The organism is Stappia sp. TSB10P1A, assembly GCF_900185725.1.
Classification (GTDB): domain Bacteria; phylum Pseudomonadota; class Alphaproteobacteria; order Rhizobiales; family Stappiaceae; genus Stappia.
This window is the reverse complement of record NZ_FYAU01000041.1, coordinates 1-10,132: the sequence shown is the minus strand read 5'-3', so window position 1 is coordinate 10,132 and position 10,132 is coordinate 1. Positions and strand designations below refer to the sequence as shown.

Here is a 10,132-nt window from a genome sequence, read left to right as displayed (position 1 = left end):
TTTTCCCGTGTTGTTCACCATCTTCATGATGATGCGGTCTGCGACCGGGCCGACCTCGTGACGCTCGAGGATGACCTCGACGCCTCCCGCCGCTACCGGCGCCGGTGCGATCATGGCAATCGCGAAAGAAATCAAGACGGCATCGTGCCTCATCGTTTCCCCCCAGAATTCCACTACTACCAATGATCGTATTTGTACGACGATTGCAATTTCCGAAACAGATAGAAGAGACTACGGGATCACCCTGTAGTCTGCACTACCATCAAGCCGGACGTTTACCGGTGCCCGGCGCAGCCGCCGCCGTCTGGAGCCTCCTACGCAGCCGCGCCTCCAGCCACGGCAGGAGCGCCTCTAGCTCCGCCGGATCGGCAGGGTCCTCAGCCCGCGTTATCAGAGCGTTATAGGCGTCCGCCTGCTCATCGAGCACGGCGTCCGGCGGCAACTTGACGCCCTCCTCCTTATGCACGCGCGCCACAAGGCGGCCGACCTGGCGAAAGAGTGCCGGATCGATTGCGCGCACGGGAGGCGGAGCCTGACCCGCATCGGCGAACATCCCTCCATCGCCTGTAGCAAGCCAATTGGCGTCAATGCCCAGACGCGTTCGATAGATAGCTAGAACATCCGCTCCCGGAGGGTTCTCGCCGCGTTCGTATCGCGCCAAAGCCGATTTGCTCAAACCCAAACGGGCAGCGAACGCATCGCGATCCACATCGTCAAAATGACGTCGAACCGCGCGCATGCGGCGCGCAAGTGGCGTCTTTGGGTCGCTCTCTGGTCGAGCCAAATCAATCATAAAATCGATATCGACTTTACAAAAATCGATATTGATCTTATCCCTTCTGTACGCCCCGTGATTCGGGGCTGTTGTCACACATCGCGTTCCAAAGAAACCGGCCTGCTGCAACAGGCCGGTTTCACCCAAAGGAGTCTCCCATGAAGTCTGGCACGGGCCCCGTCTGGGACCAGCACTCTATCAAGGCCGAGCTGCATCGGCGAGGCATGACGCTGACGGCCCTGGCTGAGAGCGTCGGCATGACGCAGAACAGCTTCAGCCACGTCTGGAAGCGCACGCACCGCCGAGCCGAGGCGGCGATCGCCGACTTTCTGCAGGTGCCTGTCGAGCAGCTCTTTCCCGACCGGTATCCGATCACGAAAGCCCGGATCTTCGATAGCAAGAAATACGGTCGGGCAGAAGGTCAGAAAGCGGCCTCCGCGTCTGACAGGGCGGCGGCGTGATGCGCCCGCTCCTGTCAGCGCTCCGGGCCGTCCTTGACATGCTTCCGGACCCGCAAGACCTGGCGGCGGCCGCCGTCCTGTGCCTCGCGGTCGCTTCGTTCCTGCTGTTTGTGGGAGTGGCGTCGGATCTGGTGCTGATCTGGAGGATGGGGTGATGCGTCCCTACGAAGCCGTCTTGCTTGGCATGACCATCCTCGTATGCGCGGGCGCGATCCTGATTCTCCTGCGCACCGTGTGGGCCGAGCGGCAGTCCTCGCTGTATATCCTGACAAGGGCGAAAACGGCCCTTAGGGAGATCGAGGGCGACACCCGGAACGAACGGTCTCCGGGCGAGGCTGACGGGTACGTCTATGAAGCCGGGCGCGGCTATGTCTACCGGCCGCAGGGTGCACGCTAATGGCGCCCTTCGCCCTCACCAACGACCTCGGCCCATGCGATTTCAAGAGCCCGAAAAGCAATCGGCACCTGGTCGCGGATGATCGTTTCGAGGTTCGCAGGGTTGTGAAACTGGCCCGCGTTCAGGTTCGCCTCGACCAGACGCACCGCGTGTTCAAAGAGCTTTTCAGCATCCATTTCAATCATCTCCTCGTGTGCCCAATCCACCTGGGGATGGCAGGTTCCGGCGTGCGCACCACCGCGCGCCGGAACCGCAACCATGCCAAGCTAGCCGATTCGCCCGCGTCCTATCGCACAGGAGGCGCACGATGACCTCCGACGCTCCGCGCGAGATCCCGCTCGCACAGATCGACGTGCCCGCCGGCCGGCGCAAGGTCGACCCGGATTGGGTGGCGGCGCTGGCCGCAGATATCGAAGGCCAGGGGCTCCGCATCCCGATCCTCGTGGTCGAGGCGGGCAAGCGTTTCCGGCTGATCGCAGGCGCCCACCGGCTCGGCGCGGCGAAGCTGCTGAGGTGGAAAAGTATCCGGGCCGACGTGAAGCCGGCGGATGCGTTCGCCGACGAGGCCGCGCTCAAACTCGCGGAGATCGCCGAGAACCTGATGCGCCGCGAGCTCTCGGCGCTGGACAGGGCGATGGATGTGGCCGCCTGGCGCGAGATCTACGAGCAGGCCCAGGGCGCGGTGAAGCGCGGCGGAAACCGGCGGGCGGCTTCAAAGTTCCAACTTGGAACTTTGATCGATGCCGACCCGATGGCGGTCGCGGCCGAGCGATTTTCGGCGGCCTTCAATGAGGCAGCACAGCGAGCTTTGGGGCTCGGAAAGACCGCCGTCTGGCGCTGCCTGAAGATCGCGACGCTGGACGCGGATACGCGGGAGCGCGTGGCCTTGAGCCGGCTGGCCGACAATCAGTCCGAGTTGATCGCGCTCGCCGATATCGAGCGGGAGATGCGCCCCGCCGTGCTGGATCACGTGCTCAGCGAGCCGCCGATGGCGGGCTCGGTGGCGGCGGCGCTGGGCATGATCGAAGGCCGCAAGCCCGAAGACCCGGCCGAGAAGGCGTTTAGGTCCTTTTCCGACAGTTGGCGGCGGTTTCCCGTCCGGCAGCGCCGCGCCTTCGTGCGCGCGCATCAGGCCGAGATCCTCGCCATGCTGAAAGAGGAGGAGGCGCTCTGATGGCGAAGGCGCGCGGCGATACGATGACGGGGGACCTGCTGTCCTGGGAGCCGCCGAAGGTGGCCGCCGGGTTTGAGCCGGGCGCCATTCGCGGCTCGCGGCTGGCCTCGCAGATCAGCCAGGCCGTCGCGCTCGCCCTGAAATCGTCGTCGCTTTCGCGGTCTGAGATCGCCGCCGCTATGACCGCAGAGCTCGGCTATGCGGTCTCGGAAAACATGCTCGCGAACTACGCCTCGGAAGGGGCGGAAGCACATCGCATCACGCTGGAGCGCTTCCTCGCGCTGATCGAAGTGACCGGCTGCACGGACCTTGTCGGTTTCGTGGCCGAGCGGTTCGGACTGGTGGCGGTCGACGCGCGCTACCGCGCGCTCATCAACGTGCATCTGGCCGAGGAAGCCGAGGCGAAAATCCAGAAATTCAAGGCCGCCGAAAAGGCCAAGTGGGGGGCGGTCTGAATGAACGCGCAAAACCCGACACAGATCCAGATTTGGTTCATGGCGGCGGAGATCGCCAGCCTCGCGGCCGCTGGCGACATGCCGGGAATGCCGGAAACCAAGCGCGGCGTGAATGCTCTCGCCGACCGGGAAAGCTGGCACCGATACCACGCTCTCGTGCGCCAGCGCTCCGGTAGCGATGGTGGCGGGTATGAGTACCACCTCGATCTCCTGCCGCTGGACGTGCGGCTTGGGTATCTGTCGCGCCGGATCGGGCCGGCGCTGGCGCTCAGGGACGGCGACAGTCCGGCAGACCTGCGGGGCAGCGGAGATCTCACCGACCGGGCGCGGCTGACGCGGGACGCGCGGGTGATGATCCTGCGCCTCGCCGATCGCTTCCGGCAGATGCTCGACCTTGGCGCCCTCGGGACCGACAGCCTGTTTGCCGACATGTACAATGCCGGCCGCGTGCCGCTGCCCGAATGGGCGGCGGGGGTGGTCAGGCATGTGTCCGCCCGGACGCTGATGCGCTGGCGACAGGCGCGCGCGATCGCCGGCAGCGCCGCGCTCGGGCACGATCCCGCAGCGGCCCGCAAGGGCAAGGGGTTGCTCGCCACGGCCGAAGGCGGCCGGATGCGGGCCTATATCCTCGCATGGATCCTCCGCAATCCGGCCCTGTCGGCGGAGATGATCCGCGACTATTGCGAGGGCGAGTTCGGCGCCGAGATCACAGATCGGCATGGCGAGATCAAGCCGCTGCCGCCGGTGCGGACGTTCCAGCATTTCATCCGGGAGCTGCGCGCCGCCGAAAAGGTGGTCATCACCAAGAACACCAATCCCGATCTCTATCGCTCGACCATGGCCCTGCGCGGCACGGGCGCCTATCGGTGGGTCAGGGAGCCGAACCAGCTCTGGCAGATCGACGCCTCGCCGGTCGACGCGCTGTGCACGGACGGCCGGCACTCGATGTATGCCTGCATCGACATAGCCACGCGGCGGGTGGTGATCACCCTTACCAAGACGCCGCGTGCCTCGGCCGTGGGTCTGCTGATCCGCAAGGCGCTGATGGCCTGGGGCGTCCCCAAGACCGTCAAGACGGACAATGGCTCCGATTTCAAGGCGCGGGCCACCGTCCAGCTTTTCGACGATCTCGATATCGATGTCGACGTTTCTGCCGCGTACAGCCCGACCGAAAAGGCGCATGTCGAGCGCGTCATCAAGACCTTCCAACACAACTTCGCGGCGCGACTCCCCGGCTATGTCGGCCATGACGTGGCCGAGCGCAAATCGATCGAGGAGCGCACGGCGTTCAGCCAGCGCCTCGGCACGGATGACGCCGAGCTTTTCGAGGTCGCGCTGTCGGCCGCCGAGGTGCAGGCGCATGTCGACGAGTGGCTTGAGGTCTACTATCACGCCCGGCCTCACGGCGGCTTCAGGGGCGCTTTGAAGGGGCTGACACCGGCGCAGGCAGCGGCCGCCTCGACTGCGCCGATCGCCCGCGTGGACGAGCGCGCCCTGGATGTCCTGCTGATGCCGCTGGCCGGCCGGGACGGCCGGCGCAGGATGACCGGCCAGGGGATCAGGATCGATCATCTGTATTATCTCTCCGGCCGCATCCTGCCCGGCACCGACGTGCTCGTCCGGCTCGACCCGATCGACATGGGCAAGGTCTACGTCTTCTCGGCGGCCGATGGCCGGTTTCTCGACACTGCCATTTGCCCCGAACTGCGGGACATCAACAGACCGGCATTCGTGCAGGCCGAGAAGGAAGTGGCCCGGCGGCTGCTCGCCGATCGCGAGCGGGACGCGAAAGCAGAGCTGCGCAGGATCAGGAAGGGGCCGTCCGGCATCGAGCGGACGCTGCAGCTCTACCGGGAGAAGGCCGACGCCCGCGCCCGCGAGAGCGCCAATGTCGTCTCGCTGCCCAAGCGCGAAGTGGAACACTCGACACCCGCCATTGCCGCCGCGCTGGACGCGGCCAGGCCGGCCGAGGTGCCCGCGCAGCCCGAGCGCGCGGCGGAGCTGCTCGCCGAAATGCGCCGGGAGATGGCGGCACCCGCCGCCGCCGCTCCGACCGTCACGCCACTTCGCCGCCAGGAGACGCCGCAGATCCGGTTTCGCCGGGCGCAGGACCTGATGGCGCGCGTCGAGGCCGGCGAGGCCATCAGCACAGAGGATGCGATGTGGCTGGGTGGCTACAGGTCCGGGCCGGAATACCGCGCCCTGCAGGCCCTGCACGAGGATTTCGGCGGCTAGGCCCGCCCAAAAAAAGGAGCCCCGGCGAACCGGGGCCCCAAGCACTTACCAAGGAGAGAATGATGACGGCAAACGAGCACACGGTCAAGACGGGCGGGTCCATCGCGCCGCTGAAGAACGTTGCGACCCTGATGATGATGATCGAGGCGCTGCGCTCGCGCATGGTGGGACTGCCGGGGATCGGCGTCTTTTCAGGCGACAGCGGGTACGGAAAGTCGGTGGCCGCGCAGTACGCCATGAACAAGACCGCCGCGATCTATGTCGAGGTCCGCCACTACTGGCGGGCAAAGCCGCTCTGCGAGGCGATCCTGCAGGAGGCGGGGCAGCCCCGGCCGCGCGGCACGGTGGCGCAGATGATGGACGAGATCATCCGCCGGCTGGGCGATGCGCCAAATCGTCCGCTGATCATCGACGAGGCCGACAAGCTCGTGGATGGCAAGATGATCGAATACGTCCGCGACATCCATGAAACGACTCAGGTGCCCGTCGTCCTGATCGGCGAAGAGCTGCTGCCGCGCAAGCTCGAAGCTTTCGAGCGGGTGCACAACCGGGTGCTCGACTGGCAACTTGCGCAGCCCTGCGACCTCGAAGACACGGCGGAGCTGGCCCGCATCCTGTGCCCGATGGTCGAGGTCGGCGAGGACCTGCTCGAAGACATCCGCGCCAAGACGGGAGGGCGCGCCCGGCGCATCGCCACGACGCTGCACGAGATCCATGCCTGGGCGCGCAATCGCGGCAAAGGTGCTGTCTCGCGCGCCGACTACGAGGGGCGCATCTTCACCGGCGAGACGCCGATCCGGCGGGCGGGAGGGCGCGGCTGATGTCGGCGATCCTCAAGCTCAGGACGATCAACGGTCGGCCGGTGCTGCGCGGAATCGACCACGTGTGGTCGGTCGTCCTCGACCTGACGCGCGGCGGCGAGACGTTCACCCGCCACGACGTGGACCAGCGCTGCTGCGATCCGGCCGACCACGGCATTACCGACTATCTGCGACGGCTCACCCGCGCCGGTATTCTGTCGGAGGTCGGGGCCGAGCCTGCCCACGGGCGCCGGCGGGGCCGCCGGATCTACCGTCTCGTCCAGCGCCACCAGGAGGCGCCCCGATTGCGCCGGGACGGCTCTCGTGCACCGACGCCGGCCAACCAATTGATGTGGAACACCATGCGCAATCTGCTGCGCGACGGTTTCACCGCGCATGAGCTGGCGGCGTTCGCCGCCACTGACGAGGTCACGGTGCCGGTGGTGACGGCTCAGAGCTACGTCAAGCACCTGGCGGGTGCCGGCTATCTGACCGTCCTGCAGGAGAGCGTCGGCCCGCGCCCCACGAAATGGCGGCTCAAGCCCTCGATGGCGAGCGGCCCGCTGGCGCCGAAGCTGCTGCGCACGCATGTCGTCTACGACCCTAACGACAATGCGCTTTATGGGCCGGCCGAGGCAGTCGCCGAGGAGGTCGCGCCATGACACCGGTCGCCATGATCGACAAGGCGCGCTCCGCCTGGGGAGAGATCCTGCCCGATTGGGTGCGGGAGCTGGCGGCCCTGGCCGACCAGGAAGGGTTGGCCGGCGCGGCGCGGCGCATCGGCTACAGCCAGCCGACCGTCAGCCAGGTGATCAACGCTCGATACCTGGGCGATCTCGCCCGGATCGAGGAACGCGTGCGCGGCGCGCTGATGGGGCTGACCGTCGATTGCCCCGTGGTCGGCGACCTCAGTCGGGACCTGTGCCTGGACTGGCAGGGCAAGCCGTACGCCCCGACCAGCGCGCACCGCGTCCGGATGTTCCACGCCTGCCGCAGCGGGTGCCCTCACTCACGGCTCAAGGGAGGCTGCTGATGCTGTCCGACGACATCAGGACCCTGATCGGGTGGATCGACGCCAATGCGAGGCCGGACGGCTCGCTGGCGCTGCAGCCGGCGATGACCGGCTTGCTTCGCCTCGCGCTGCGCGACGCGGCGCGAACCGCACGGGGCATGGAGGCGAGCCGGATCTCCGGCCCGGCGATGATATCGGAGGCGGATCTCGCCAGCGGCAAGGTCAAGCGCCTGCCGATCGTGCCTCGTCCGGTGCCCGCACCGGCCTCAGACGATGGAGGGTCGGCGGCATGAGCGAGGCCCTGCACGATCTGGTCGATGAGATCCTGGCCTCCGTTTTCGACGGACGCGGTCCCGACACGTCGGCCTCCATCGCGGCGGCCGAGGTCGGCGCCAGGCTGCTCTCGGGCGGCACGAGTCGCGCCGACCTGGTGCACTCCATCGCCCGGCTGATCGTCGCCGTCGACATGGAGCTGCGCCAGCGGGAGATGCTGCGACGGGAGGCGGCCGAGCGGCCGCAGCCGGCGCCTGCTCCAAAAGCTCCGCCGGCCCCGTTCGGCCGGCGCTGGCGGGTGAGCCCGATGCTTGACCACCTGCTGACCAGTCACCCTGACCCCACCGCCAACCTGATGGGCGACCCGGCACCGGGCCGCTCCGCACTCGACCAACGCCATGGAGGCATTCAATGACCGGTATCCCCGCAACAGACGACGGCGTCATCGACATCGCCGGCAAGCCCTACATGACCGATGCCAAGGGCGCGTTCGTGCCGCTGGAGACGATCAAGCCCGCACACAAGCTTGAGGACGAGGTGGTGCGCAGGATCATGCGTTTCGCCGACGAGCTTTCCGGCCAGATCGGCCGCTTTCGCGGTCACACCATGACGGACCTGGGTGAGCTCGATGCGCTGCTCGCCCAGGAGCACGGCCTGACGAAGGGCGGGCCGAAGGGAAATCGCACCTATCAGACCTTCGACGGGCTGATGAGGGTGACCGTCCAGGTCGCGGACTATGTCGACTTCGGCCCGCAGCTCCAGATCGCCAAGCGGCTCCTGGACGAATGCCTGACGGAGTGGTCCGCCGACAGCCGGCCGGAGATCCGTGCCGTGATCACCCGCGCCTTCAACACGGACAAGGAGGGGCAGGTCAACCGGGCGGAAATCTTCATGCTGCTGCGGCTCGATATCGAGGACCCGCGCTGGCAGGAGGCGATGCGCGCCATTCGCGAGGCAATGCGGGTCACGGGGTCCAAGGAGTATGTCCGCTTCTACCGCCGCGCTCGTGTGACCGACCGCTGGAACGCCGTCACCATCGATCTGGCGAGGGCGTCGTGATGGCACAGGCTCTCAAGATCAAGGCGCTCCGCGCGTGGCTGCCCATCGTGGAGCGATCTACAGCCGAAATGCTCGGAAGGGTCCATGGAGCACGGTTCGATTACAGAGCCGGCGCCTACGAAATGCGGCTCGCCGGCATCGCCGGCACCGCCACGATGGGACGGGAGGCAGCGAAAAAGAGCTGGCTGCGTGCGGCCCGCAGGAGGATCGCGCTGGCCGAAGAAGCGTGCGCCGGCCACGTAGCCGCAGCCGGCAATCCGAAGGTGTGCCAGCGATGCGGAGTGCACATCGACGATTTGCGGCCTGATGACGACGCAGGGGGGCAGTCATGACCGATGACACCAAGCGCGCCCGCTGGGCCGCAAACACCCGAGATCTGGCCAACGTGGCGGCGGGCGCCCGCAAAGTTTCCGGGCTGGACGCGCAAGCGCACCGGCGTAGATGGCAACTCAGGGAGTCATTGCTCGAACGCGCCCTTTTCGATCTGCGCGGCGAGCTTGCGTCGATGGTCGAAGCCGCGTGCGAGCTCGCCTGGGACGGCATGGATCATGTCCCGGTGCCTGGCACGGCCAGCCAGGAGACAATCCCCGCTATCGCCGATCGCGTGCTGCTGATCCGCGAAATCGAGGCGGAAATCGGCAGGCCGGCCGAGCATCCCGAGCCGCAGTGGCTGGACGATCTCCTCGATGGCACGTGGGGGCTGACATGACCCGCCGCCGCACGCTGACCGCTCAAATACAGGAGGTCGAGCGCGAGCTTGCGATGCGGCGGCGCGTCTATCCCGGTCTGGTGTCCCAGCGGCGCATGCGTGAGGGCGAAGCGGCAGAGCACGTGCTGCGTCTGGAATGCGTACTCGACACCCTGCGCTGGCTGAAGGTCAACCGCGATCGGATCAGGGCGGCGCTGAATGAGGGAGAAGGAGGGCTTTGACATGTCCGTCCGCGATCCTGGCCGCGATCCCGGTGCCCGCCGCCAGGAGCTGCTCGGCGAAGCCCGGCGCCACCGCTACAGGCTGCACCGATTGCCAGGGCTGACCGCCGAGCTTCGGGCGGTCACCACGGAACTTCTGAGACAGGAACTTTCGAAGGCCGCGCGAGGGGCGGCCGTGTCGTCAACCGAGGACCAGGACGAGGAGCGTCCGGACCCTTTGAGATGGTGGGACAGATGACAGCACATGCGATCATCCATGTCGGGCTGAAGCAGCTCGGCATTGCCGGCGAGGACGCCCGCGACCTGTACGAGCGGGTCACCGGCTCGCGATCCCTGCGGGCCATGACGCCGCAGCAGCACCAGGTGGTGGTGGACGAGCTGCATCGGCTCGGCTTCAAACGCGGTTTGAAGACCGGGTCATCGAAGCGGGCTTCCGGGCCTTTCGCGGGCAAGCTGCAGGCGCTCTGGATCGCCGCTTATAATCTCGGCGTGGTCAAGACCAGCACCGACGAGGCGATGATGGCCTTCGTCACCCGGCAGACCGGACTTGCGCATGCGCGC

The 10,132-nt window shown here is 66.9% G+C and carries 17 protein-coding genes; 15 read left to right on the top strand and 2 right to left on the bottom strand.

The window, feature by feature from the left end; genetic code table 11:
• Window positions 1-262: 262 nt before the first annotated feature.
• The gene (locus tag TSB10P1A_RS22360) at window positions 263-922 is read right to left on the bottom strand and encodes a helix-turn-helix domain-containing protein (protein WP_208987193.1); all 660 of its coding nucleotides are present in this window, start codon (window positions 920-922) and stop codon (window positions 263-265) included.
• Window positions 923-933: 11 nt separating this feature from the next.
• Here TSB10P1A_RS22360 and TSB10P1A_RS22355 point away from each other — a divergent pair, with 11 nt between their 5' ends.
• Entirely contained in the window at window positions 934-1,236 is a 303-nt protein-coding gene (locus TSB10P1A_RS22355; RefSeq protein WP_186390185.1) for a helix-turn-helix transcriptional regulator, read from the top strand.
• Between the two features lie 154 nt (window positions 1,237-1,390).
• Window positions 1,391-1,633 carry a hypothetical protein gene (locus TSB10P1A_RS22350; protein WP_186390184.1) on the top strand — a complete coding sequence of 81 codons (243 nt, stop codon included), beginning with the start codon at window positions 1,391-1,393 and terminating at the stop codon, window positions 1,631-1,633.
• Here the strand turns inward: TSB10P1A_RS22350 and TSB10P1A_RS22345 are convergent.
• Entirely contained in the window at window positions 1,630-1,809 is a 180-nt protein-coding gene (locus TSB10P1A_RS22345; protein WP_186390183.1) for a hypothetical protein, read from the bottom strand. The two genes, TSB10P1A_RS22350 and TSB10P1A_RS22345, sit on opposite strands and share 4 nt — an antisense overlap.
• A 131-nt stretch (window positions 1,810-1,940) precedes the next feature.
• Between TSB10P1A_RS22345 and TSB10P1A_RS22340 the strand changes: the two genes are divergently transcribed.
• The 13 genes from TSB10P1A_RS22340 to TSB10P1A_RS22280 all read left to right on the top strand — a co-directional run.
• On the top strand, window positions 1,941-2,807 hold the full coding sequence (locus TSB10P1A_RS22340; protein WP_186390182.1) for a ParB/RepB/Spo0J family partition protein: 867 nt from the start codon (window positions 1,941-1,943) through the stop codon (window positions 2,805-2,807).
• Window positions 2,807-3,262 carry a hypothetical protein gene (locus tag TSB10P1A_RS22335; protein ID WP_186390181.1) on the top strand — a complete coding sequence of 152 codons (456 nt, stop codon included), beginning with the start codon at window positions 2,807-2,809 and terminating at the stop codon, window positions 3,260-3,262. The genes TSB10P1A_RS22340 and TSB10P1A_RS22335 overlap by 1 nt, the downstream gene beginning before the upstream one ends.
• On the top strand, window positions 3,263-5,497 hold the full coding sequence (locus TSB10P1A_RS22330; RefSeq protein ID WP_208987192.1) for a DDE-type integrase/transposase/recombinase: 2,235 nt from the start codon (window positions 3,263-3,265) through the stop codon (window positions 5,495-5,497).
• Window positions 5,498-5,559: 62 nt separating this feature from the next.
• Entirely contained in the window at window positions 5,560-6,318 is a 759-nt protein-coding gene (locus tag TSB10P1A_RS22325; protein WP_186390180.1) for an AAA family ATPase, read from the top strand.
• A complete protein-coding gene (locus TSB10P1A_RS22320) occupies window positions 6,318-6,959 on the top strand; it encodes a hypothetical protein (protein ID WP_186390179.1) in 642 nt (213 codons plus the stop codon). Before TSB10P1A_RS22325 ends, TSB10P1A_RS22320 begins: the two co-directional genes overlap by 1 nt.
• Window positions 6,956-7,330 (top strand): LysR family transcriptional regulator, encoded by a 375-nt coding sequence (locus TSB10P1A_RS22315; RefSeq protein ID WP_186390178.1) that lies wholly within the window; start codon window positions 6,956-6,958, stop codon window positions 7,328-7,330. Before TSB10P1A_RS22320 ends, TSB10P1A_RS22315 begins: the two co-directional genes overlap by 4 nt.
• A complete protein-coding gene (locus tag TSB10P1A_RS22310; RefSeq protein ID WP_186390177.1) occupies window positions 7,330-7,602 on the top strand; it encodes a hypothetical protein in 273 nt (90 codons plus the stop codon). The genes TSB10P1A_RS22315 and TSB10P1A_RS22310 overlap by 1 nt, the downstream gene beginning before the upstream one ends.
• Entirely contained in the window at window positions 7,599-7,997 is a 399-nt protein-coding gene (locus TSB10P1A_RS22305) for a hypothetical protein (protein WP_186390176.1), read from the top strand. The genes TSB10P1A_RS22310 and TSB10P1A_RS22305 overlap by 4 nt, the downstream gene beginning before the upstream one ends.
• Window positions 7,994-8,641: a DUF3164 family protein gene (locus tag TSB10P1A_RS22300; protein WP_186390175.1), complete on the top strand. Its 648-nt coding sequence runs from the start codon at window positions 7,994-7,996 to the stop codon at window positions 8,639-8,641. The genes TSB10P1A_RS22305 and TSB10P1A_RS22300 overlap by 4 nt, the downstream gene beginning before the upstream one ends.
• Entirely contained in the window at window positions 8,641-8,973 is a 333-nt protein-coding gene (locus tag TSB10P1A_RS22295; RefSeq protein WP_186390174.1) for a hypothetical protein, read from the top strand. Before TSB10P1A_RS22300 ends, TSB10P1A_RS22295 begins: the two co-directional genes overlap by 1 nt.
• Entirely contained in the window at window positions 8,970-9,350 is a 381-nt protein-coding gene (locus TSB10P1A_RS22290; protein ID WP_208987191.1) for a hypothetical protein, read from the top strand. Before TSB10P1A_RS22295 ends, TSB10P1A_RS22290 begins: the two co-directional genes overlap by 4 nt.
• Window positions 9,347-9,571 carry a hypothetical protein gene (locus TSB10P1A_RS22285; RefSeq protein WP_186390173.1) on the top strand — a complete coding sequence of 75 codons (225 nt, stop codon included), beginning with the start codon at window positions 9,347-9,349 and terminating at the stop codon, window positions 9,569-9,571. The genes TSB10P1A_RS22290 and TSB10P1A_RS22285 overlap by 4 nt, the downstream gene beginning before the upstream one ends.
• 234 nt (window positions 9,572-9,805) lie before the next feature.
• On the top strand, window positions 9,806-10,132 hold a 327-nt coding region (locus tag TSB10P1A_RS22280), incomplete at its 3' end, for a regulatory protein GemA (protein WP_186390172.1).

Coding starts and splice junctions, on each gene's coding strand:
- TSB10P1A_RS22355 (WP_186390185.1), top strand. CDS start 934: ATGAAGTCTGGCACGGGCCCCGTCTGGGACCAGCACTCTATCAAGGCC.
- TSB10P1A_RS22350 (WP_186390184.1), top strand. CDS start 1,391: ATGCGTCCCTACGAAGCCGTCTTGCTTGGCATGACCATCCTCGTATGC.
- TSB10P1A_RS22345 (WP_186390183.1), bottom strand. CDS start 1,809: ATGGATGCTGAAAAGCTCTTTGAACACGCGGTGCGTCTGGTCGAGGCG.
- TSB10P1A_RS22340 (WP_186390182.1), top strand. CDS start 1,941: ATGACCTCCGACGCTCCGCGCGAGATCCCGCTCGCACAGATCGACGTG.
- TSB10P1A_RS22335 (WP_186390181.1), top strand. CDS start 2,807: ATGGCGAAGGCGCGCGGCGATACGATGACGGGGGACCTGCTGTCCTGG.
- TSB10P1A_RS22330 (WP_208987192.1), top strand. CDS start 3,263: ATGAACGCGCAAAACCCGACACAGATCCAGATTTGGTTCATGGCGGCG.
- TSB10P1A_RS22325 (WP_186390180.1), top strand. CDS start 5,560: ATGACGGCAAACGAGCACACGGTCAAGACGGGCGGGTCCATCGCGCCG.
- TSB10P1A_RS22320 (WP_186390179.1), top strand. CDS start 6,318: ATGTCGGCGATCCTCAAGCTCAGGACGATCAACGGTCGGCCGGTGCTG.
- TSB10P1A_RS22315 (WP_186390178.1), top strand. CDS start 6,956: ATGACACCGGTCGCCATGATCGACAAGGCGCGCTCCGCCTGGGGAGAG.
- TSB10P1A_RS22310 (WP_186390177.1), top strand. CDS start 7,330: ATGCTGTCCGACGACATCAGGACCCTGATCGGGTGGATCGACGCCAAT.
- TSB10P1A_RS22305 (WP_186390176.1), top strand. CDS start 7,599: ATGAGCGAGGCCCTGCACGATCTGGTCGATGAGATCCTGGCCTCCGTT.
- TSB10P1A_RS22300 (WP_186390175.1), top strand. CDS start 7,994: ATGACCGGTATCCCCGCAACAGACGACGGCGTCATCGACATCGCCGGC.
- TSB10P1A_RS22295 (WP_186390174.1), top strand. CDS start 8,641: ATGGCACAGGCTCTCAAGATCAAGGCGCTCCGCGCGTGGCTGCCCATC.
- TSB10P1A_RS22290 (WP_208987191.1), top strand. CDS start 8,970: ATGACCGATGACACCAAGCGCGCCCGCTGGGCCGCAAACACCCGAGAT.
- TSB10P1A_RS22285 (WP_186390173.1), top strand. CDS start 9,347: ATGACCCGCCGCCGCACGCTGACCGCTCAAATACAGGAGGTCGAGCGC.